The organism is Clostridium sp. LIBA-8841, from assembly GCF_057782475.1.
This window is the reverse complement of the sequence record NZ_CM173488.1, coordinates 2,889,657-2,912,809: the sequence shown is the minus strand read 5'-3', so window position 1 is coordinate 2,912,809 and position 23,153 is coordinate 2,889,657. Positions and strand designations below refer to the sequence as shown.

Annotated in this window: 28 protein-coding genes; 27 read left to right on the top strand and 1 reads right to left on the bottom strand. The window is 28.3% G+C overall.

Annotation, left to right across the window (positions count from 1 at the left end; genetic code table 11):
- Positions 1-7 precede the first annotated feature (7 nt).
- The 14 genes from AC2A4K_RS12770 to AC2A4K_RS12705 all read left to right on the top strand — a co-directional run bounded on the left by AC2A4K_RS12770 (position 8) and on the right by AC2A4K_RS12705 (position 11,628).
- A complete protein-coding gene (locus AC2A4K_RS12770) occupies positions 8-1,369 on the top strand; it encodes a UDP-N-acetylmuramoyl-tripeptide--D-alanyl-D-alanine ligase (protein ID WP_322502874.1) in 1,362 nt (453 codons plus the stop codon).
- A gap of 49 nt (positions 1,370-1,418) precedes the next feature.
- Positions 1,419-2,390, top strand: coding sequence for a phospho-N-acetylmuramoyl-pentapeptide-transferase (gene mraY / locus AC2A4K_RS12765; protein WP_322502873.1), 972 nt, complete (start codon positions 1,419-1,421; stop codon positions 2,388-2,390).
- A 26-nt stretch (positions 2,391-2,416) separates the two neighbouring features.
- A complete protein-coding gene (spoVE, locus tag AC2A4K_RS12760) occupies positions 2,417-3,538 on the top strand; it encodes a stage V sporulation protein E (protein WP_322502872.1) in 1,122 nt (373 codons plus the stop codon).
- Positions 3,539-3,708: 170 nt separating this feature from the next.
- On the top strand, positions 3,709-4,455 hold the full coding sequence (locus tag AC2A4K_RS12755) for a cell division protein FtsQ/DivIB (protein WP_322502871.1): 747 nt from the start codon (positions 3,709-3,711) through the stop codon (positions 4,453-4,455).
- Between the two features lie 13 nt (positions 4,456-4,468).
- A complete protein-coding gene (locus AC2A4K_RS12750) occupies positions 4,469-5,185 on the top strand; it encodes a DUF881 domain-containing protein (protein ID WP_322502870.1) in 717 nt (238 codons plus the stop codon).
- A 12-nt stretch (positions 5,186-5,197) separates the two neighbouring features.
- Positions 5,198-5,536, top strand: a complete 339-nt coding sequence (locus AC2A4K_RS12745; RefSeq protein ID WP_322502869.1) for a small basic family protein — start codon at positions 5,198-5,200, stop codon at positions 5,534-5,536.
- Between the two features lie 12 nt (positions 5,537-5,548).
- A complete protein-coding gene (locus tag AC2A4K_RS12740; RefSeq protein WP_322502868.1) occupies positions 5,549-6,280 on the top strand; it encodes a DUF881 domain-containing protein in 732 nt (243 codons plus the stop codon).
- Between the two features lie 97 nt (positions 6,281-6,377).
- Positions 6,378-7,037 (top strand): YggS family pyridoxal phosphate-dependent enzyme, encoded by a 660-nt coding sequence (locus tag AC2A4K_RS12735; protein ID WP_322502867.1) that lies wholly within the window; start codon positions 6,378-6,380, stop codon positions 7,035-7,037.
- A gap of 18 nt (positions 7,038-7,055) precedes the next feature.
- Entirely contained in the window at positions 7,056-7,505 is a 450-nt protein-coding gene (locus AC2A4K_RS12730; protein WP_322502866.1) for a cell division protein SepF, read from the top strand.
- 1 nt (position 7,506) lies between these two features.
- Positions 7,507-8,268 (top strand): YlmH family RNA-binding protein, encoded by a 762-nt coding sequence (locus AC2A4K_RS12725; protein ID WP_322502865.1) that lies wholly within the window; start codon positions 7,507-7,509, stop codon positions 8,266-8,268.
- A gap of 12 nt (positions 8,269-8,280) precedes the next feature.
- Positions 8,281-8,889, top strand: coding sequence for a DivIVA domain-containing protein (locus AC2A4K_RS12720; RefSeq protein WP_322502864.1), 609 nt, complete (start codon positions 8,281-8,283; stop codon positions 8,887-8,889).
- A gap of 135 nt (positions 8,890-9,024) precedes the next feature.
- On the top strand, positions 9,025-9,945 hold the full coding sequence (locus tag AC2A4K_RS12715; RefSeq protein ID WP_322502863.1) for an RluA family pseudouridine synthase: 921 nt from the start codon (positions 9,025-9,027) through the stop codon (positions 9,943-9,945).
- A 1-nt stretch (position 9,946) separates the two neighbouring features.
- Positions 9,947-10,489, top strand: coding sequence for a bifunctional pyr operon transcriptional regulator/uracil phosphoribosyltransferase PyrR (pyrR, locus tag AC2A4K_RS12710; protein ID WP_322502862.1), 543 nt, complete (start codon positions 9,947-9,949; stop codon positions 10,487-10,489).
- 11 nt (positions 10,490-10,500) lie between these two features.
- Positions 10,501-11,628, top strand: coding sequence for a THUMP domain-containing class I SAM-dependent RNA methyltransferase (locus AC2A4K_RS12705; RefSeq protein WP_322502861.1), 1,128 nt, complete (start codon positions 10,501-10,503; stop codon positions 11,626-11,628).
- A 461-nt stretch (positions 11,629-12,089) separates the two neighbouring features.
- On the opposite strand, the gene AC2A4K_RS12700 is transcribed toward AC2A4K_RS12705, so the two are convergent.
- Complete coding sequence (locus AC2A4K_RS12700) at positions 12,090-13,817, bottom strand: Rqc2 family fibronectin-binding protein (protein WP_322502860.1); 1,728 nt, start codon at positions 13,815-13,817, stop codon at positions 12,090-12,092.
- A 91-nt stretch (positions 13,818-13,908) separates the two neighbouring features.
- Here AC2A4K_RS12700 and dapF point away from each other — a divergent pair, with 91 nt between their 5' ends.
- The 13 genes from dapF (at position 13,909) to AC2A4K_RS12635 (ending at position 23,050) form a co-directional block, all read left to right on the top strand.
- Positions 13,909-14,727, top strand: a complete 819-nt coding sequence (dapF, locus tag AC2A4K_RS12695) for a diaminopimelate epimerase (RefSeq protein WP_322502859.1) — start codon at positions 13,909-13,911, stop codon at positions 14,725-14,727.
- A 16-nt stretch (positions 14,728-14,743) separates the two neighbouring features.
- Positions 14,744-15,772 (top strand): beta-propeller domain-containing protein, encoded by a 1,029-nt coding sequence (locus AC2A4K_RS12690; RefSeq protein ID WP_322502858.1) that lies wholly within the window; start codon positions 14,744-14,746, stop codon positions 15,770-15,772.
- Between the two features lie 99 nt (positions 15,773-15,871).
- Positions 15,872-17,260, top strand: coding sequence for a GspE/PulE family protein (locus tag AC2A4K_RS12685; protein ID WP_322502857.1), 1,389 nt, complete (start codon positions 15,872-15,874; stop codon positions 17,258-17,260).
- Entirely contained in the window at positions 17,247-18,266 is a 1,020-nt protein-coding gene (locus AC2A4K_RS12680) for a type II secretion system F family protein (protein ID WP_322502856.1), read from the top strand. Before AC2A4K_RS12685 ends, AC2A4K_RS12680 begins: the two co-directional genes overlap by 14 nt.
- Complete coding sequence (locus AC2A4K_RS12675; RefSeq protein WP_322502855.1) at positions 18,259-18,687, top strand: type IV pilin; 429 nt, start codon at positions 18,259-18,261, stop codon at positions 18,685-18,687. The genes AC2A4K_RS12680 and AC2A4K_RS12675 overlap by 8 nt, the downstream gene beginning before the upstream one ends.
- A 486-nt stretch (positions 18,688-19,173) precedes the next feature.
- Positions 19,174-19,629 carry a type II secretion system protein gene (locus AC2A4K_RS12670; RefSeq protein ID WP_322502854.1) on the top strand — a complete coding sequence of 152 codons (456 nt, stop codon included), beginning with the start codon at positions 19,174-19,176 and terminating at the stop codon, positions 19,627-19,629.
- Positions 19,626-20,090, top strand: a complete 465-nt coding sequence (locus AC2A4K_RS12665; RefSeq protein ID WP_322502853.1) for a hypothetical protein — start codon at positions 19,626-19,628, stop codon at positions 20,088-20,090. The genes AC2A4K_RS12670 and AC2A4K_RS12665 overlap by 4 nt, the downstream gene beginning before the upstream one ends.
- Entirely contained in the window at positions 20,077-20,475 is a 399-nt protein-coding gene (locus tag AC2A4K_RS12660) for a type IV pilin (RefSeq protein ID WP_322502852.1), read from the top strand. Before AC2A4K_RS12665 ends, AC2A4K_RS12660 begins: the two co-directional genes overlap by 14 nt.
- Complete coding sequence (locus tag AC2A4K_RS12655) at positions 20,459-21,076, top strand: hypothetical protein (protein ID WP_322502851.1); 618 nt, start codon at positions 20,459-20,461, stop codon at positions 21,074-21,076. The genes AC2A4K_RS12660 and AC2A4K_RS12655 overlap by 17 nt, the downstream gene beginning before the upstream one ends.
- Entirely contained in the window at positions 21,048-21,476 is a 429-nt protein-coding gene (locus tag AC2A4K_RS12650; RefSeq protein ID WP_322502850.1) for a hypothetical protein, read from the top strand. Before AC2A4K_RS12655 ends, AC2A4K_RS12650 begins: the two co-directional genes overlap by 29 nt.
- Positions 21,473-21,823 (top strand): hypothetical protein, encoded by a 351-nt coding sequence (locus AC2A4K_RS12645; protein ID WP_322502849.1) that lies wholly within the window; start codon positions 21,473-21,475, stop codon positions 21,821-21,823. Before AC2A4K_RS12650 ends, AC2A4K_RS12645 begins: the two co-directional genes overlap by 4 nt.
- Before the next feature lie 169 nt (positions 21,824-21,992).
- Positions 21,993-22,550, top strand: a complete 558-nt coding sequence (gene efp / locus AC2A4K_RS12640; RefSeq protein WP_322502848.1) for an elongation factor P — start codon at positions 21,993-21,995, stop codon at positions 22,548-22,550.
- A gap of 137 nt (positions 22,551-22,687) precedes the next feature.
- The gene (locus AC2A4K_RS12635; RefSeq protein ID WP_322502847.1) at positions 22,688-23,050 is read left to right on the top strand and encodes a CD1247 N-terminal domain-containing protein; all 363 of its coding nucleotides are present in this window, start codon (positions 22,688-22,690) and stop codon (positions 23,048-23,050) included.
- Positions 23,051-23,153 lie beyond the last annotated feature (103 nt).

The following is a 23,153-nucleotide window of genomic DNA, read 5'->3' as shown; positions in this document are numbered from 1 at the left end:
TTAAAGAATGCTAGAATTAAATTTACAAGAGATTGTAAAAGCCACTAAAGGAACTTTATTAAAAGAAGCTGATGTAAAAGAAATAAAGGCAGTATCAACAGATACAAGAAAGATAGAAGAAGGAACTTTATTTATTGCATTAAAGGGTGAAAATTTCAATGGAAACAACTATGTTCTAGATGCTTTCAATAAAGGGGCTAAGATTGCTATAGTTGATGAAGTTAAATGTGATATAAATGAGCTAAAAGATGGAGTTTCTTTAATTAAGGTTGAAAATACAAGAAGAGCCTTAATGGATTTAGCTAAATTTTATAGAGAAAAATTAGGATTAAAAGTTGTTGGAATAACTGGATCAGCAGGAAAAACTTCTACTAAAGATTTAGTTGCTGCTGTTTTAAGTGATAAATACAAAGTATTTAAGACAAAGGGAAATTTCAATAATGAAATAGGATTACCTCTTATGATTTTAGAGCTAGATAGTACATATGATGTAGCTATTCTAGAAATGGGAATGAGAGGTCTTGGTCAAATTAGAGAACTTGCAGAAATTGCATCTCCTGATTTAGGTATTATAACTAATATAGGAATTTCTCACATAGAAATATTAAAGACTAGAGAAAACATATTAAAAGCTAAAATGGAAATAACAACTTTCTTTGATAAGAATAATACTCTTGTTGTTTGTGGAAATGATGATTTTCTAGGGGCTTTACCTAAGGCAGAGTATAAAATAGTTAAAACTGGAGTTGGAGAAGATTTTGAAATAGGAGCTAAGAATATAGCTTTAGAAGAGCTTTCATCTACTTTCACAGTATATGACGGTGATAAAGAAATAGAGTTTTCTTTAGATATGCCAGGGAAACATAATATAAGCAACCTTATGCTAGGAGTTGCTATAGCAAAAGAGTTAGGCCTTTCATTTGAAGAAATGAAGAGAGGGTTAAACAATATTGAGGCAACATCAATGAGATTAGAACTTATTAAAAAAGATGGATTTTCAATACTAAATGATTGCTATAACTCTAGTCCAGTAGCTGTTAAATCTTCTATAGATGTTATGAAGAATATAGAAGGCAAAAGAAGAATAGCAGTTTTAGGAACGATGAAGGAACTTGGACATAAATCAGAGGAAGCTCATGAAGAAGTAGGTAAGTATGCAAAGGAAAATGGAATAGATAAAATACTTTGCTGTGGAGAGTTCTCAGAAAACATTAAAGAGGGATATGGAGAGGGATGTACTGTATATCCAAATAAAGAAGCATTAATAAGCACTTTACTTAATATAATATGCGAAGGGGATATTATATTAGTTAAGGCATCAAGAAGTTTAAAATTTGAAGAAATAACTAAAGCATTATTAGAGAAGTAAATGTAACTAAGGAGGTGAAGCTGCTTACTGGTTTAAGTAGCAGAATTTTATGGAAATTTTGAAGTCGATGATAGATCCCAAGATAGTAATGGCAATAGTGATAAGTTTTATAGTAGCATCAATACTAGGACCTATTATAATTCCACTACTACATAAACTAAAATTTGGACAAAACATTAGAACAGAGGGACCAAAGAGTCATTTTAAAAAAGCTGGAACACCAACTATAGGTGGACTAATATTTATATTTGCAACTATTATAACAATGTTTATTATGGTTGGTAATCCAACAGATGAAGCGATGGTAGCTTTATATGCATTTATAGGATTTGGTTTTGTAGGATTCTTAGATGACTTATTAAAGATAATTAAGAAGAAAAATGAAGGATTAACATCAGGACAAAAAATGATTTTACTATTAATCGTATCAGGCTTTTTAACTTGGTATGCTTATAAATATATAGGAACTAGCATTAACATACCATTCTTAGATGGTCAACTTAACTTAGGATTATTCTATATACCATTTGTAGTATTCTATTTTGCTGGGGTAACAAATGCAGTAAACTTAACAGATGGATTAGATGGGTTAGCTACATCAGTTACTGTTTTAGTAACAACATTTTTAGGAATAGTTAGTTATAATTTAGGACACATAAGTTTAGCAATATTCTGTGTTGCTTTAGCTGGTTCATTACTTGCATTCTTAAGATTTAATGCGTTTCCAGCGAGAGTATTTATGGGAGATACAGGTTCTCTTGCTTTAGGAGGAGCTGTAGCAATGATAGCTTTAATATTAAAAATGCCTTTAATATTAGTGTTCATAGGAATTATATATGTAATAGAAACACTTTCTGTTATATTACAAGTTGCTTCATTCAAACTTACAGGTAAAAGAATATTCAAAATGGCTCCAATACATCACCATTTTGAACAATTAGGTTGGAGTGAAACAAAGATAGTTTCTGTATTCTCTATAATAACAGTGGTATTTTGCTTCATTGCTTTTGCTTCACTTTAGAAAATCCCTAAATAGGAGGTTTTTAAATGAAGAAAAAAAAGACTACTAAATCTAGATATGGTCAAATGGACCTAGGTCTTTTATACACAATAGTTATATTACTTGCTATTGGTGTAATTATGGTTTATAGTGCAAGTTCATATTTCGCTATGGTAAATGAAGGCGATAGTATGGCTTACTTAAAGAAACAAGGGCTTTTCGCTATTATTGGATTAATAGCTATGTTTGTAATAGCAAACTTTGATTACCATAAGCTTAAAAAACTTACAGTACCATTAATCATAGTAACACCTGTATTATTAGTGGCCGTTTATGCTTTCCCAGCAGTAAAGGGAGCTCAAAGATGGATAAGATTAGGACCACTATCTTTCCAACCATCTGAGCTTGCTAAGTATGCAGTAGTTATAATACTTGCTTATATGATTACCAATAAGGGGGAGCAGATTAAGGAGTTTTGGAAGGGAATAGTTCCATGCTTCTTAGTTGGAGGATTCTTTGCAGTTCTTATACTTGCACAAAAGAACCTTAGTATAGCAGCTGTAACAGGTTTTGTTACTTTCATAATGGTTTTTGTGGCTGGAGCAAGAAAAAGATTTATGTTTGGTGTAATAGCACCAGGAATGATTGTAGCAGGATTATTCTTTGCTTTAATAGAGCCTTATAGAGTAGCTAGAATGATGAACTTTATAAATCCTTGGAAAGATCCTGCTGGTGATGGATATCAGCTTATTCAATCTTTCTATGCTTTAGGAGCAGGTGGAGTTACTGGGCTTGGAATAGGTCAATCTAGACAGAAGACTTTATACATGCCAGAGCCACACAATGACTTTATATTCTCAATAATAGGAGAAGAATTAGGATTAATAGGGTGTACAGTAGTAATCTTATTATTTGTTATATTCGTTTACAGAGGAATAAAAATAGCTATGAGTGCTGAAGATGAATATGGTACTTTATTAGCGGTAGGAATCACTTCAATCATAGGAGTACAGGCTATAATTAATATAGCCGTTGTAACAGGTTCAATGCCAGTTACAGGAGTTCCGCTTCCATTTATAAGTTATGGAGGAACTGCTTTAGTATTTAACCTTATGGCTATGGGAATTCTACTTAATATATCAAGACAGGGAAATAAAAAGATTGATTAAAGGCGTTTTATACGCCTTTATTTTTTTTAGAAAAATAGGGGGAAAATATGTGGAATTTCTTACAGTAATGTTTTTATTATTATTAATATTTTCTTAAAAAATTAATGAAAAAAATCCAGTAAAATGATATTATTGATATTGAAATGCAAAATAAAGTATTAAGGAGAATTATGAATACAAATATAAATGATTATATATTAAAAAAGAAAAGAAAAAAGATTAGAAAAAAGGTCATATTGATTAGTATAATACTTATTGTTGTATTAGGTTTAATTCTACTAAAAACACCTTATTTCAATATAAAAAAGGTTAATATAAACAACAATAATATTATAACTAAAGAAAAGGTAATACAAGAAAATGATGTTTTAAATCAAAATATATTTTTACTTAACACATCAGCTTTAAAAAAGAAAATATTAAGTAATCCATATATAAAAGATGTTAAGATATCAAGAAAACTTCCAGACGAATTGACAATAAAGGTGGAAGAAAGAAATGCAACTTTCATCGTAAATGATGGTGCAGATTTCTATGTGTTAAATGAAAATCTGGTTATAATGGAAAAGAAAAATTCTGCAGAGGGGTTACAACTACCAGTAGTAACTGGATTAAATGTTGAAAATAGATTCTTAGGAGAACCTATGAGTACTGACAAAGAAAAAGTTGAAGTCTTGAAACAAATAGGAGAAGTTTTAAATAAAAGCAAAGTAAAAGTTAACTCTATAGATGTATCTAACCTTAACAATATTGTTATGAATAAAGGTGAGGTTCAAATACTTCTAGGGGGAACAGATGAATTAGGAGAAAAATTAAATAAGATGGTTAATATATTAAATGACCCAGCAGGAAATTTTGAAAAAGGATATATAAACATAAGCTTTAATGGGAACCCTGTAATATACAAAGAAAAGTAAGGAGGAATGTTTTTTGAAAAAATTGTCTTCACAAATTATCATTGGAATAGTTTGTGCCTTGTTAGGTTTTTTATTAACTTATCAATTTAAAATGATAAATAATAAAGAAAAAAATATAATAGAAAATTATAATCAAAATGACATAATGGCTGAAATAGATGGACTTAAAAAAGAAAAAGAAGAGCTTCAAAAAAATAATGACTCTTTAAATAAAAGATTAAAAGAGATAGAGGATGCAGCTACATCTAAAGGTGATGTAAATAATAAAATAAAAGAACAGTTAGATGAAACTAGAATGATACTAGGAACTGAAGAGGTTAATGGACCGGGAATAATTTTATCAATAACACCAAAGTCACCATTACTTACTTCAAAGAATCCTGAATATATAAGTGAAAAGGAGATAATTCATATATTAAATTTATTAGCTTTCTCAGGAGCAGAAGCTATTGCAGTTAATGATATTAGAATAACTCCTCAGACAGGAATAAAAAATGCAAGTAACTTTATATGGATAGGAAATAATGAAAGAATTTCTCCAAAGGAGAGTTTAACAATAAAGGTTATAGGAAACCAAGATAACATAATAAAGGGAATAGATTTTCCAGGAGAAATGGACTATGGAGTATTAGGCGGTAATTATGATTATAAATATGAGAAGAAGGATTCAATTACAATACCTAAAACCACTCAAAACCTATCTTCTGAGTATTTAAAAAAGGTTGATTAGGAGGGCAATTGAATGATAGTATTTATTGGGCTTTTAGCAGGTATAATAATAGGCGTTATATTTCCAGGAAGCATACCTGATAAATTTTCACCATATCTATCTATAGCAATAGTTGCTTGTTTAGATTCTGTGTTTGGGGCTATAAAAGCTAGTTTGAAAAAAGAGTTTCAAGCAGATGTTTTTATATCAGGTTTTTTTGGAAATGCAGCTTTAGCGGCTCTATTAGCATACCTAGGAGATAAATTAGGAATACCACTATATTTTGCAGCTGTTATTGTTTTTGGTAGTAGAATATTTAATAACTTTGCAGCTATAAGAAGGATATTATTAGAGAAGAGCAAAGAGCGATAAAGAGGTGGGGCTTTGAAAAATAGAGAATTTACTATTTTTATATTTATAGCTTCTGTTATAGTAGGACTTTTAATATCTATGAATATAAATTTTGATGGTACAGAAACCACTAAGGTATTAAATGCTAAAGAATATCAGGATGCTTATAATAAACGGAACAGTCTTTATAATGAAATATCAAAGTTAAAAGAGAATAATAGAGAATTACAAAAGAAAATAAATAATTATTCTAAAAGTGATGAGTCTAGTATTAAGGTTTCTAATGATATGGTAGAAGAATTAAACAATAACTTAATGATTGCGGGTTTGTCAGATGTTAAAGGATCAGGTTTGAAAATCGTCTTAGAGGATGGTGGAGAAGCTTTTAATGGAGAAGTAGTTGATGACTTTATGAGACTTTTAAGAACTATTCATGATGATGATATGATTAAGGTCATAAATGAACTAAAAGCTGCAGGGGCTGAAGCCATATCTATAAATAACCAAAGAATCATATATAACACTGAAATATATTGTGGAGGACAATTTTTAAGAATGAATGGTGTTAAAATACCAGCTCCATTTTATGTTAATGTTATAGGTGATCCAGAAAAAATAGAAAATCAAATTATGAGAGATGGAAGTTATATTAAGACTCTTATGAATAGAGGAATAAAGGTTCAAATAACAAAAAGTGACGATATTACCATGCCGGCATATATAAGTGATATGAATCCTAAATATATGAAATCTAGTGGGAAATAATAAACAAATTTTGTGAAAAAATTGTACAAAAAAGAAGGATTTTCTATTCCTATAGAGAAGAATATAATGTAATATATAATTAAAGGAGACAGTAAAAGTGGATATTAAAGAAAATTTAACAAAAATTACAGAAAAAATTCCAGCTAACGTTCAACTTATTGCTGTATCTAAAACAAGAACTATTGAAGAGATGGAAGAAGCCTATGAGTTTGGTATTCGAAAATTTGGTGAAAATAAAGTTCAAGAGATATTAAGAAAATTTGACGAGTTTCATCAAGATGTAGAATGGCATTTAATAGGACATCTTCAGACTAATAAGGTGAAATACATAGTTGATAAAGTACATCTTATACAATCATTAGATAGTGTCAAATTATTAAAAGAAATAGAAAAAGTATATGGTAAACATAATAAAATTGCCAATACTTTAATTCAAGTTAACATAGGAAGAGAAGAACAAAAATATGGTATCTTGGAAGAAGAGTTAGATGAACTTATAGAAGCTATTGAAGCTTGTAACAATGTTAATGTTTTAGGTATTATGACTATAATTCCAAAGGGAACAAAAGAAAAATGTAGAAATTATTTCCATAAGACACATAAGATTTTTTGTAGCTTAAAAGAAAGAAATTTTAAAAACATAAAAATGGATATACTTTCAATGGGAATGTCAGGTGACTTTGAGATTGCTATTGAAGAAGGAAGCAATATGGTTAGAGTTGGCCAAGGAATTTTTGGCGAAAGAATATATAAATAAGATTGGGAGGATATGATTATGTCTAAAGTAGTTAGTAAAATGAAGAGTTTTTTAGGGTTTGATGAATTTGAAGATGAAGATGAAGTAATGGAAGAAGAAGAGATAATGGAAGAGGAAGAAGCTTTTGCTCCAGTATTATCTTCTAAGAAAAATGGTAAAGTTGTAAATATTCATACAGCTAATACAGCTAAATTAATGATAACTAAACCATTAGTTTATGATGATGCAACTGAAATATGTACTGCATTAAAAAATAGAAAAATAGTTGTTATAAACACAACTTCATTAGAACTTAGAACAGCTCAAAGATTAATAGACTTCGTTGGTGGAGCTTGCTATGCATTATGTGGAGAACTTCAAGAAGTTGAAAAGGGAGTATTTATAGTATCACCTTCAAACGTTGAAGTAAGCAATGAATTAAAGAGCGAGTTAAGCAACAAAGGAATGTTCAACTGGGCTTCAAAGTAATATGAATAAAAAAGAATTTATAAATTTATTAAATTTAGAAGAGTTTGAAGCATTAAAACTTTTCGAAAGATTTAATTTAGCTAGGACAAAAAATATTTCAGTGTTTACTGATGAGTTTTATACTCCAGATGTATGGAGCACTCTTCAAGAAATTAATTTCTTTGATGTAAATATTGAGAGTTTTGGATTTTTTGAGGATGGAGAAAGACGGGTTATCGCCTTCAATAAAGAGGAGTATGACCAGTTTCCAATAAGTCTTTTAAAGATTCAATGCAATACTAAGTTTTCAAAATTAGAGCACAAGGACTATTTAGGATCTATTATGGCTTTAGGTATAAATAGAAACAAAATAGGTGACTTAATTCTAAAAGAAGATGGCTGCTATGTTGCTGTTCATCACAGTATAATTGATTTTTTAGTTAATAATTTAAACAAAATAAGAAATCTAAGTTGTAAATGTGAAATCATTTATGATTTAGAAGAGATACCTAAACCTAGCTATGAAGAAAAAAGTGTAATAGTAACCTCTAAAAGGTTAGATTGTATAGTTGCAGCCTTGGGGAACATATCAAGAAGTAAGGCTTTAGATGCAATAAGTTCAGGAAGTGTTCTTCTAGACTATAGAGTAACAAAAGATAAGAGCAAAGAAGTTTCCGAAAATTCTAGGCTTACAATAAGAGGCCTTGGAAAATTTAAGATAAGTAATATTTTTGGGACAACGAAGAGTGGTAGATTAAAATTGACAGTATTTAAGTATACATAGGAGTGTGATTATATGAAATTGACCCCAATGGATATTAACAACAAGGAGTTCAAAAGGGTTTTAAGAGGTTATTGTCCAGAGGAAGTAGATGAATTCTTAGACGAAATAGTCGAAGAATACGAGACTCTTTTTAAAGAAAACACTTCATTAAAAGAGAAGCTTGAAAATTCTAATGATAAAATAGAGCATTATAGTAAAATTGAGAATACAATTCAAAATACTTTATTATTAGCTCAAAACACAGCGGAGCAAGCAAAAGCTAATGCTCAAAAAGAAGCTGATGTAATAATCAAGAGTGCTAATGATACAGCTCAAAGAATACTAGATAAAGCTCATAACGATGTTATACAAATCAATGATGAGTATGATAGAGTTAAGCAAGAGTTTACAAAATTCAGAGCTAAGTTTAGAAGTTTTATGAACTTCCAAATAGATACTTTTGATGATTTAGAGAAAGATTTCGTAAAGAATTTTAATATAACTAAACCAGAAGATGAAGAAGAGCAAGGAATAAAAGTTGATTCTAATGAAGAAGAACAAACTGAGCTTAAGGACATCTATGAAGAAGAAACACATTTTGATGATGTAAATGAAATTAAGAGTTTCTTTGCTGAAGATTAGTTATTAGAAAATCTCACTTTAATTTAAGGTGAGATTTTTCTTTTTGTTTAATTAATTGTTGAAATTTAATATGTTATTATATAATATTTAAGGTATAGCTTTAAATATTTACTTTAGAATGGAGCAAATAAAACTATGAGTTTAAATAAAGAAGTGATAAAAATAACAGAGGAAGAAAAAGGCATAAGAGCAGATAAGTTTTTAGCTTCAAAGATAGATGGAGTTTCAAGAAACTTTATACAAGGCCTTTTTGATGATGGAAAAATTTTAATTAATGGAAAAGCTGAAAAAGGAAAATATAAACTTTCAGTTGGAGATGAAGTTGAGGTAGAAATACCAGAACCAGAGGAATTAAAAGTTGAAGCAGAGGATATACCTTTAAATATAGTTTATGAGGATAAAGATATAATAGTAGTAAATAAACCAAAGGGAATGGTTGTTCATCCAGCGCCAGGTAATTATACAGGTACTTTAGTTAATGCATTATTACATCATTGTGATGATTTATCTGGTATAAATGGAGTTATAAGACCAGGAATAGTGCACAGAATAGATAAAGACACTTCTGGAATATTAGTTGTTGCTAAAAATGATAATGCTCACCAAAAGTTAGCTGAGCAGTTTAAAGATCACAGTATAAAAAGGGAATATTATGCTATTGTTGAGGGAAGATTTAAAAAAGAAGGTGGCACAATAGATGCGCCTTTAGGAAGACATCATAGAGATAGATTAAAGTATGCTGTGGTTAAAGAAGGAAAAAGAGCAGTAACTCATTATGAGGTTCTTGAAGTTTTTAATTCATGTTCACTTGTTAAATGTAACTTAGAAACAGGAAGAACTCATCAAATAAGAGTTCACATGGCATTTATAGGTCATCCATTACTTGGAGATACTGTTTATGGTTTAAAAAAGCAAAAGAAGTTAAGTCAAGAAGGGCAAGTTCTTCATGCTAAAACATTAGGATTTATTCATCCTACTACTGGAGAATATGTTGAATTTAATTCTGAATTACCAGAGTACTTTGAAAAAATTATAGAAAAATTAGGGGGTTGCTAAAATGCATCTTAAGGCAAGTTTATTAGATGAAAATGCTATAAGAAGAGCACTTACAAGAGTTTCACATGAAATAATAGAAAAAAATAAGGGCGTAGATAATATTGTTCTTGTTGGAATTAAAAGAAGAGGATACCCGTTAGCTGAAAGAATAGCAAAACTTGTAGAAAAATTTGAAGGGGTAAAAGTTCCAGTTGCAAGTGTTGACATAACATTATATAGAGATGATTTAACTAATATTAGTGATAAACCAAGCTTAAATGATCCTAAAATAGATGTTGACATAAGAGGAAAAAAAGTTATTATAGTTGATGACGTTTTATATACTTGTAGAACAGTTAGAGCTGCTATTGATGCTATAATGGATCAAGGGAGACCAGAATTCATTCAATTAGCTGTTTTAGTAGATAGAGGGCATAAAGAATTACCAATAAGAGCAGATTATGTTGGTAAAAATATACCTACATCAAAGGATGAAATAATAAGAGTTCAAATAAATGAAATTGATGGTGTTGATTCAGTTGAAATATATGAAAATGAAAACTAAGGAGTAAAGCTATGGATTATAATTTAATAGCTACTGCGACTTTTGGATTAGAAGCTGTAGTTGCAAAAGAATTAAAAGAATTAGGTTATGAAGACCTAAAAACAGAAAACGGAAGAGTTCACTTTGAAGGGGATGAAATGGATATTGCAATTTCAAACCTTTGGCTTAGAACTGCCGATAGAGTTTTAATAAAAGTGGCTGAATTTAAGGCTGAAAGCTTTGAAGAGTTATTTAATAAAACTGTAGAAATTGATTGGAGCCAATATATACCTGTAGATGGTAAGATGCATGTTATTGGTAAATCTGTTAAGTCAAAACTTTTCAGTGTTCCAGACTGTCAATCAATAGTTAAAAAGGCTGTAGTTAAGAGTATGAGTAGAAGCTATGGTCAAGATTGGTTCACAGAAGATGGTCCAGTTTATAAGATAGAAGTTGGTCTTTTAAAGGATGTAGTAACTTTAACAATAGATACATCTGGAGAGGGATTACATAAAAGAGGATATAGAGAGCACTCAGGGCAAGCTCCACTTAAAGAAACACTAGCAGCTGCTATGGTTTTATTATCAAAATGGAGAGGTGAGCAAACTCTTATAGATCCATGTTGCGGTTCAGGAACAATATTAATAGAGGCTGCTATGATAGCTAGAAATATAGCACCAGGTTTACATAGAAAATTTGTTTCTGAAACTTGGCCTTCAATGGATAAAGAAATATGGGATCAAGTTAGAGAGGGAGCAGAAAGATCTATTAAGAAAATTCCTTTAGATATAACTGGTTATGATATAGATAGTTGGGTATTAAGTACAGCTAAAAATAATGTAAGAAAAGCAGGATTAACTGACTGCATAACATTAGAAAAAAGAAACTTCTTTGATTTTTCAACTAAGAAAAAGTATGGATATATGATTACAAATCCACCATATGGTGAGAGAATAGGTGAAAAAGAAGTTGTTTCAAAACTTAATAAGCATTTCGGAGAAATTAAAGAAAAGTTAGATACTTGGGATTTTAATATCCTAACAGCTTCTCCAGACTTCCAAAAAGAATTTAGTAGAAAAGCTACTAAGAACAGAAAACTTTATAATGGTAGAATTCTATGTTACTACTACCAATACTTAGATAATAACTTAAAAAAATAATATAAGGCTCTGGCTTAGGTGAATATTGATTTTAAGATGGTCTTACAGTTCTATCTAAGAATCAACATTAGTTGAAAACATAGTCTAATTTAAATAACATCCTATAAATAGAAGAAGTCAATAAGCTTTTATTTGTAGGATTTTTATACTAGATAAAAGTTGAATTTATCTTTAGTAAGAGATAATAATCTAATTATAGCTTAACAGCAAAAAAGGTCTATAAGCAAAATAGTTTAAAAAAACTTATAAATAGTATGAAGAGAATATATGGATGAACTTTAGAATTTAAGCTATTATGGAGAAGATTTTACGTTAAGAAGCGAAGTTGTTTGACCAACGGGAGTTCTGAGCTTTAGTAAAATATTCGGAATAATAGCTATAAATTCTTAGTGAAATCCAGTAATTCTCGGAATATATTTATAAGTTTTTTATTAAATTCTGCTATAGGCCTTAATAAGTTATTACTTTAGTTTTTCTAGAGTTATTTCTCTTGGTGAATCCATATAGACTGTTTTGTTAGTTGAATAGATTACCATTCCAGGTTTTGAACCAGAAGGTTTCTTTACATTTTTAACTAATGTATAGTCTACAGGAATCTTAGTTCCACCTTTTCCTTTACTATAGAAAACAGCTAAGTTGGCAGCTTCTTCTAAAGTTTTATCTGGAACATCTGAGCTTTTAACAATTACGTGAGAACCAGGTATATCTTTAGTGTGAAGCCAAGTATCGTTTTTATCAGCAAACTTTAAAGTTAAATAGTCATTTTGAATATTGTTTTTACCTACATAAATATCTATTCCATCGGAAGAAACATAGTGATAAGGCTTAGATTGTTTTTCTTTCTTTTTACCATTGTTATTTCTTCTGAATCTTACATATCCAGTTTCTATAAGCTCATTTTTTACTGCATCTATATCTTCATAGTTATCTGCAACTTGTATGCTTGAGGATACTGAGTTTAAGTATTTAAGTTCATCCTCATTTATAGCTAGTTGCTCTAAAGCAGATTCTTCAGCTTTTTTTAGCTTATTATATTTTTTGAAGTAAAATTGGATATTTTCAGATGGTGTTTTATTTTCATCAAGAGGAATAGTTAGATATTCTTCATTGTCAATATAATAATTTAAAACATCAACGGATTTATCACCTTTTTTTACACTATAAATATAAGATGTTAGAAGTTCTCCTTTAATTTTAAGATCATCTTTTTTATCACATTCTTCTAAAGTCTTTTCAAGAACTTTAATCTTTTTTAAGCATCTATCTATGTTTGTGTTTACTAATCTTTGTATATCTGCACTTTTAGCATGAAGTCTGTCTTGTTTATCTTTGTTAGCAAAGAAAGCATCCAAAAGCTCACTACTATTTTCATAAAGTTCTTTAGTACAGTTATCTAAAGTAGATAAATCTTTAAAATAGAAATCTATAATTTTTTCGTTTTTATAGAATATAATATTTTGTATGTCATTAAATATATTTTTGAAATATTCAGAGATAAAGTTAAATATATCATCAAAAACATAAGAATCACCAAAGTGCTTTGTAAATAATGAATACATTTCAAGAGATAAACTTTTGCCCACACCAGTTAATAGTTTGGAAAAAATCTTCTCATCTAGTTCATTGTTATTTTTGCTTAATGCATTTTTTAAATCCTCTTTAGAAAAGTCAAAAGGATTTAATTTTTCAGAAGCAGGAGGAAACACATAGCTTACACCAGGATAAAGAACTCTAAAGCTGTTTTTATTTGCTGTTATATGCTTTATTGATTCCATAATCTTATTATCTCTTTTTCTTACAAGAGATATATTACTATGTCTAGCCATTATTTCGATGACTAAAGTGTATACACTATCAAAGCCCAGTTCATCTTTATTTGCTATGTCTATTGAAACAATTCTATCAGTAGATTGTTGATGTATATCTATTATTCTTCCACCAGTTAAATATTTTCTTAATACCATGCAAAAAACAGGCGGTTGTAATGGATTATTCTTATTTATTGTAGTAAAATGTAATCTAGGGTATTTGGAACTAGAGGAAATTAAAAGTTTTTTATTTTCCTTTCCACGTACATTTATTATTATTTCATCCTTTTCAGGTTGATTTATTTTGTCGATTCTAGAATTTATTAATGAACCTTTTAGTTCATTTATTAAGTTATATAAATAAATACCGTCTAAAGCCATGATTTTCTTTCCTTTCTAAATTGATTGAACTTACAGTTAGTATACATCTTATAATAAAAAGTATCAATAATAGGTAATTTGAGGTGATAATATGAAGTTTTCAAAAATGCATGGGAATGGAAATGATTTTATAGTTATAGAAGATTTAAACAATGAGTATTTAGGTAAAGAGGGAGAAATTGCTCAAAAAATGTGCCATAGAAGATTTGGAATTGGTGCAGATGGAATCTTAATAGTTAGGAAGAACGAAAATTGTGATATAGAGATGGTAATAATAAATTCAGATGGCTCTTATGCTGCTATGTGCGGAAATGGAATAAGATGTTTTGCTAAGTATGTTTATGAAAAAGGCATAGTTAAGAAGGATGTTTTAGATGTTTTAACTGGTGATGGAGTTAAAAGAATTTTCTTAGAGATTGAGAATGATAAGGTAAAGACCATTAATGTAAATATGGGATTTGGAGATTTTAATCCTAAAAGCATACCTTCATTATGTAATGAGGAAATAATAGAAAAAGAAATAAGTGTAGGAAATGAAAAGTATGAAATAACATCTTTACTTATGGGTGTTCCGCATACTATTATCTTTGAAGAGGAAAAATATCCTATAGAATGTGGTAAAGGTATAGAAAAGTATGAACTATTTCCTCAAGGAACAAATGTTAACTTCTGCAAGGTGATTGATAGAAACACTATGGAAGTTAGAACTTGGGAAAGAGGAGCTGGTCCAACATTAGCATGTGGAACAGGAAACTGTGCTTCAGTTATAGCTGCTAATAAGTTAGGATTAGTAGATAATGAAGTAAAGGTAATAGTTCCAGGTGGAGAATTAAAAGTTAATATTGAAGATGATGGAGTAAAAATGATAGGAGATGCATCATTTATTTGTGATGGCACATATTTATTTTAGAGAGGGAAGTAAGTAAATGAGGAAAGCTGCTGCTTTAAGTTTAGTATTAGTTATTTTATCAATAGCCCTTGTAGGATGTAATTTCAATAAAGGAACTGATGGAGAAGATCATAAGGGAAAAAAGTTAGAACTTTCTGAGAATATTGTGTCTACAATTTCAGAGGATAATGTTGAATATTACAAAATAGAAGGGGAATCGCTAAAGAAACTTGACTTAGATATAAAAGGTCATATGGAAATTTATAGCAAGGAGTTAGGTTTAGTTATTTATAGGGAATTTACTAGTAAGGGAACTGACTTAATAATTACAAATGGGGTTAAAGAACATAAAATATCAGTAGATGGAAATATAGAAGACTTGATTATGAGTCCTGGTGGGACTAAGCTTTTATATAAATATAGTTCTGGTGATAAAATAGGATACAAGGTTTTAGACTTACAAAATTTTAAGGAATTTGATTTTAACGAGAATTTAGCTATTTCTGGGGAGAATGTTAAATTCGCAAATGAAGACCAATTAGTTCTATATGGAGTAGACTTAAATGAGAAAAAAAGTGGAATATTCTTATACAATATAAAGGATGGAAGTTACACTTTAGAGAAGCAAATTGTCAAAGCTTTTATAGACTATATTGATTTAATAGAAAATCAAGTTGTTTTATACACTCAAAGCAGTATTGACGGAAAGAAAGAATGCTATATATATAATTTGGATAGTAAAAAAGAGTCTCTTATATCTAATGAAGTAGGAGAGATAGAATCATCGCATAAAATAGGTGATATGGTGTATTTTATTGGTACAAAAGGTAATGAAACAAGAAGCTTATATTCAATAAACACTACTAATAATGAGCTTCATAGATTAGTATTTGATTTTCCTAAAAATATATCTGAAAAATCAAGTTTAATAGTGATTGATGGTAAGATATATTTTACTGGATTTAATGACAATAAAGAAAAAAATGCATTATATATGTATGATCCAAATGATAGAAGCATTAAACTTATAGATAGTAACAAAGGGCAGTATATTATTATAGAATAGTTAAAAGTTCTAGATTGTTAAAATTTTTTAATAATCTAGAACTTTTTTTGTTTAAAAAATAAGTGGCTTGTCAATTATTATTTATAAGGAGGTGAAAGTGTGAAATACAGTATTAAAGATATTGATATGAGACTTATGAAAAAGATACCTAAGAAAATTGCATTAGAAATGAACTTAATTGCTTTAAAAGATAATGAAGGAAAGATATTGTTTCATACGAGTAGTGAAGATAAAGATAAAAAAGACTATTTATCTTTATTATTTAGAGATAAAGAAATAAGTTTCATCTTAGGAAATAAGGATGAAATAAAAAAATTAATAGAAGACTGTTATGGTGGTAAAAATTTTTCTAAGGATGAATTCACAGAAGAAGAGTTGAAAAGTTTAATAGCATTAGGAATAGAGAAGAATGCTAGTGATATGCATATTGAACCCTTAGGAGATTGGGCTAATATTCGATTTAGAATAGATGGAACACTAATACTTATGAAGAAGATTAAAAGGAATCTTTATGAAAACTTAGTTAATAAGGTTAAATTAAAGGCTGATATGAATATAAGTGATAAATTAAGAGCACAAGATGGAAAGTTGTCATTTAAAGATGAAGAAAATGATTTTGATTTAAGAGTTTCTAGCATTCCTACTGTTTTTGGAGAAAAGTTAGTAATTAGAATATTATACAAAAAGAATGAACTTATAAATATTAATAGTTTAAGCTTAATGGAATTTCAAAAGAAAAAGGTTAATAAGATTCTTAAGAAGAAGCATGGTATGGTTGTTGTAAATGGACCTACAGGCAGTGGAAAATCAACAACTCTTTATGCACTTTTAAATTCTATAGATAAAGATGGAGTAAACATAAGCACCATAGAAGATCCTATTGAATTTACAATCAAAGGTATAACTCAAACAAATGTTAATGAGAAGGTTGGGTTAACTTTTGCTAATGGATTAAAGCATATTTTAAGACAAGACCCTGATGTAATATTGATTGGAGAAATAAGAGATGAAGAGACGGCTAAAATAGCTATAAGAGCATCTATAACAGGTCATAAAGTCTATTCAACAATCCATGCTAATAGTGGAAAGGAAATATATGATAGGCTCTTGGATATGGGAGCAGAAGGCTATTTAGTAAAAGAGGGAGTTAGTGTAATAATAACTCAAAGATTAGTAAGAAAAAATTGTGAAGCCTGTAGAGAAAAAATATATTTAGAAGATGAATTAGTTGAAAAGGTAAAGAAAGAAGAATTCAAATTAAACACTTATTATAAGGGAAATGGATGCCATATGTGTAATTGGACAGGCACAAAAGGAAGGAAAGCAATTTGTGAAATAATATTTCCCAAGGAATATAAAAATTTAGAGGAGATTTCTTGGGGTGAAGAACTTTTAAAATCTTGTTTTACCTTAGTATCAAATGGAGAAGTTGCTTTAGAAGAATACTATCTTTTAAAGGAATGTGAGGGATTAGATGTTTGGTTTTAAGGATGATGCTTCCTATATATGTTTAAATTTAAGTACTTATGTAAAGTCGGGAATGCCCATAGGACGTTCATTAGAATTAATAAAAGGCACTGTAAGAGATAAAAAATATAAGGAATCAATAGAAAGAGTTGAGAAAAAAGTTCTTAAGGGAGAAAGTTTGTCTAAGGCTTTCAAAGAAGAAAGAAATTTATATCCAGATATTATGGTGGATATGATTAAGATCGGGGAAGAAAGTGGGAATTTAGAAGAAGTTTTAGAAAAATGTGCAAAAAATATATTAGCCGAAAAAGAAGTTGAAAATAAGGTTATTAAATCTTTAAGATATCCAGTTTCTCTTCTTATAGGGCTATTATTAATGATATTTTGCTATGCAACCTACATACTTCCACAATTTGTTGATATGTATGATTTAGGGGATAAGGAAACATCTAAATTAATTTCTGTTTTAAACTCTTATATTAGGTTTATTGAAGATAATCATAATGTGGAGGTAATAGCTTTTTGTTACTTTCTTTGTATTTTAATAGCAGGTTATTTAATCTTTAAAATAATAAATTTTGAGAAAATGCTAGAGAAGGTAGAAATTTATAGGATGTATTATGAAATTAGAATATTATTTTTAATAAACATGATAATAACAAGTGGTATATCCCTTACAAATGCTTTAAGCATATTTGGAGAAAATTTAAGTAATAAAAAGCTGAGAGAATATGTTAGAAAGATAAATGAAGAGCTTCTTAAAGGAGAAACTTTAAGTAATAGCATTGGAAGTATAAATGTAATTTCTCATATATCAAAAGGTTTTTTAATTACAGGAGAAGAAAGTGGCTTATTTAATAAAAATATAGAGGAACTATTAAAAATAAGGGAAAAAGATTTTGATAGAACTCTAAACAAAACAGTTGGGAAAATAGAGCCTGCAATGTTTATAGTCTTAGGGTTTGTAATTTCAGCTATGATGCTTTTAGTATTAATACCTACTTTTGAGGGAATGAAGTATGTATAAAAAGAAAAAAGGATTTACTCTTGGTGAAATAATAATATATTTAGGTATAACAACTTTAATTTTAGCTTTACCAACCTCCTTTATGTTGATAAAAGAAAGAACTTATGAGTTAAAAGTTGAACGTGAAATAAATGCAATTCATGATTTTCTTATGGAAGCAAAACAATTATCTAGAAAGGATAATTCTTATGGAGAAATAACCTTTGATAATTTAGAAAATACATTAATATATAGAAATAAAATTAGCAATTCATTTTTAAAGCTTGAAGCTGTGAAGGTAAGTAACAATATGAATAATGTTATTGCCATAAGTAATATGGGAATGATAAATAATGCAGGAACCATATTAATAACTGATAAAAATAATAATCAGAGAAAAATAACAATAACTGTTGGTTTAGGAAAAATCAATGTTAAGTGACATTTTAAATAAGACTCTGTTTTAGGTGAGTGTTGATTTTTAGCTAGCCCTTCAGACCTAACTTAATTTCACAAAGTATTGCTATCATCTACTTCAGAATAATAGCTAAAGGTTAAGTGAAAGTCCAAATTTTAATTTGGTATCTTGAACTTATACAATTGAACATGGTGAGATTGTATTCCTTATAAAAATAAGAAAAAGCTTCTTACCGCTATTATTCTTACGTAGATAAAATGAGACTTAATTCAGAGAGAGCTTAATACGGACTCTGAATTTTAGCCGAATTTATCTAAAGCATAGAAACTCTTGATGACAGCTTGGATAAGCTGGAATCTTAGAGTTACTAGCTATAGGAAATGCAATACTAGTTGCTCATTAAGATGGTCTTACAGTTCTATCTAAAAATTAAAACTAGTTTAAAACAGAGCTTAATTAAAAAGCTAAGGAAATTTATATTAAATAAATATTAAGGGAAAAGGAGAAAAAATGAGAAATAAAGGCTCGGCTAAGAAGGGATATTTATTAGTTGATATGGTTTTAGCTTTGGCTTTAATATCTATTCTTTTTCTGGGTATTGGAAAGAGTTATAGCATTTATCTTAAGAATAAACATTATACAAGGGAAAAAGTAGAAGTAAGAGAAAGTATGAATAGCTTAGTAATGGAAATAAAGCATAATATAGCTTTTGGTGATATAAGGTCATTTCCAAGTGGAGAATATGGATTAGGTGATTTAGACATAAATAAATTAATAGGTATGGAAATTAATAATTTTTTAAGAGAAGAGCTTAAATTAAATAATCCAGGTTTAAATGAATTGGGATGGAGTATAACCATAAACCACATTGATGATTATGAAAGTGAAGTTAATATTTTTTATAAAAATGATTTTCCTTTTATAAGTGAAAGTGAGGAGATTAAAATATACGAATTTTTAGAATGAATAATGCAAAAATAGAGAAAAAAGGATATTTATTAATTGAATTATGTATTTATTTAGGCGCTTTAGGCATTATAACTCTTAGTCTAACAAAGAATTTAATTTTTTATGTTAAAGAGTATAAGAGTTTTTTGGATAATGAAAAAGAATTTAATTATTTGTTAAATGCAGAGATGTATTTAGATTATAGATTTTTAAATAGAAGAGTTGAGGAAGTAACTGTAAATCCTCATAAGGACTACATAAGTATAAAGTTTTGGGAAGAAGAAAAACTTTTAGAGGATAAAATAGAAAAAAGAAAAAATACATTAAGTCTTAGTTTTATAAGGTATGGTGAATACTATTCGCATGCTTTGTTAGATAATATTGAAAAATTTGATGTTATTGAAAAAGGAGATTTGTTTTATATAAGATTAAAAGTTAAGAATCAAGATGAAAGGGTTTATTGTTATGAGAAAGGGTAAAGGTTTTGCCTCAATAGAAGTTATGCTGATTTCTTTAGCATGTAGCATTATTGTTACAATTCTTATGGATAGTTCATTTCAAAGAAGGAAAGAAGTTAACAGAAGTTATGGTCTTATAAAAGATAATATAGAGATGTTTAAAGATGAAGAGGAATTTTTAAAATATATTATAAAAGAAAATATTTTAAATAAGGAGAAAATAGAAGAGTTGAATTTTAACTTAGATAATATGAGTGTAACTTATGATTCTACTAAAGATGTTTTACATATTAAAAATAAGAATAATAGGACTGGAGTTTTAAAAAATACCTATTATGATATAGCTTTCAGTGAGGATGAAAGTATTACTTTATCAAAAAGGAGATGTTATGAGTTTACTAACTAAAAATTTAGTACTTAATAATACAAATGATATTTTAAAATTGAAAGAATCAAAGGATCAAAGAATAAAAATAATTCTTCTAAATGAAAGTATATTAATAAAAGTACTTAAGGTTAATAATTATTATAATATTGAAGAAAAAATAGAAGAGCTTATAAAAGATATGTTTTCTGATTATATTCCTTTAGTACACTATGAGAAATTAAGAGTCAGAAGAAAACTTTTTTTAATAATATATTTTATTGGGTGCGATGAAAGGTTTAAAAAATTACTATGTGAAAGAAAAAAATTTTCTTTAATACCTTATGATCTTCAAAAGAAGAATTTTTATATTTTTAACAAAGTAGAAATTGTTCTTAGAAATTCTAGGATAAAGGTTTATTTTAAAAAAAGGTTGATTTTATTAAGAAATATTGAAGAGCAGAGTGTTATAGAAGATATAAAGGATGAAATTAAAAATTTAGAAGAAACTTTTAATATATCAATAAAAAGTTTTAATCTCATTATTTCCAAAGAATATATAACTGATGAATTAAAAGAAAGTTTCAAAGATGCTAAATTAAGTGAGATTAGAGGTGAGGATAATTTATATCAAAAAATATAAAAGGTTTTTACCAGTAGAGTATGTTGAACCATACAATAAAAGTGTTAAAAAAAGAATTAATATCTACATATTATTTTTACTGTTATTTAATTTAGTGTTTTATGCAGAAATCATAAAAGAGAATAATAGAATTGAAAAATATTTAAATGAAAATAAATCGATTAAGGTTGAGAAATCCTTAGGAGAAGAATTTATAAATAGAATAAATAGTTTGAAAAAATTATTGGAGAATGAAGAAGTTTTAAAGTTTAATCTTGAAAGAAATGAATTTACAATAGAAATTCATAATGATTATAAGGAAATTGTACTTAGAGAAATTAAAGAGATAAATGGAATTGTAGAAGAAATAAATTTAAATGAGGTTGATAATATTAATACCATAAAGGGAGTACTTAAATGAAAAAGATTAGGATAGACATGGTTTTAATTAGTGTTTCTTTATTTTTATTGATATTCCAAGGGTCAGGGCTTATTTATTTAAAAAATTATGAGATCCCTGTTGTAACTTCTATAGAAAATTATAGTAAGGATTTAGATGAGATTCTTAAAATTGTGGAAAAGGAAAACTGCACTATTCTTCAGATGAAATATGAGGATGTATGGAAAGGAAATCTTTTATTTACAGGGAATTTAGAAAGTTTAGTTAATTATGTTGATTTATTAAAAAAGAATAATATTTATGTAAAAAATTATAAAATTGAAAAAGCAGGAGAATTAAAGTGCTTTTTGGAGATTAAGGCTGTATAGTCTTGTAAATTTAATGAAAATAATTGCATTTATTATTAGCATTTGATAAAATATGATTGTTGTTTTAAGCTTTAATAGTAAATAAGTAACAAGGTAGCTCTAGAGGGTATTAATTTATCTTAAAGGGTTATAATATAAAATGAATTAATAGATTTTGGAGGGATACTTAATGATATCAGGAAGTGATTTAAGAAAAGGAACTACTTTTGAACTGGATGGACAAGTATATACAGTTATAGACTTCTTACACGTTAAACCAGGAAAAGGTGCTGCTTTCGTTAGAACTAAATTAAGAAACGTTATAATGGGTGGAGTTACAGACAGAACTTTCAACCCAACTGATAAATTACAAGAAGCAATAATCGAAAGAAAAGAAATGCAATACCTTTACTCAGATGGAGAATTATACTACTTCATGGATCAAGAAACTTTCGAGCAAATTCCTTTAAACCATGAAAAAGTTGAAGATGCTATAAGATTCTTAAAAGAGAACATGAACGCTGTAATCAAATTCTACAAAGGAGAAGCTTTCTCAGTTGAAGCTCCAAACTTTGTTGAGTTATTAATCACTGAGTGTGAGCCAAGTGTTAAAGGAAATACTGCTACTACAGCTATGAAAACAGCTGTTGTTGAAACTGGTGCAACAGTTATGGTTCCTATGTTCGTTGAAGAAGGAAATACTATAAGAATAGATACTAGAACTGGCGAGTACATGGAAAGAGTTTAATAAAAACTTAGACTTAATTCAAAAAGAATTTTATTCTTACTTGGATTTAAGCTAAATTTATCTATTAAATATTAGATAAAATAAATTTATGCTAAGCTTTTAAAGCTTAGCATATTTAATATAAGGAAGTGATTTCAGTGAAGGATATTAAAAACAACATTAGTACCTTACTTAAGGCTATGGATAAAAACACTGAGTTAGATAAAGAATTTAAGGATTCCTTACTTAATGTAATTTCATCTTTAGTTGAGAAGGTTGAAGAATTACAAGTGAATATTGAAACTTTAGATGAAAATGTTACTTTACTAAATGATGATTTAAGTGGAGTACAGGATGAACTTTTTGAAGAGCTAACTTTAGAAGAGCTTGAAGAATACGATGATGAATACTGTGAGGTAGTTTGTGATAAGTGTCATAAACCTATATACATAGAAAAAGATATATTAGACAGATCTGAAAATATACCTTGTCCTTATTGTGGAAATGAATTTGAAGTTTAATAAACTGTGCCTATAAGGGTACGGTTTATTTTTTTTGCCCAAAATTAAAATTAATAAATTTAAAAATAATTAGAATAATTTCTTATGTAAACTAATAGATTTA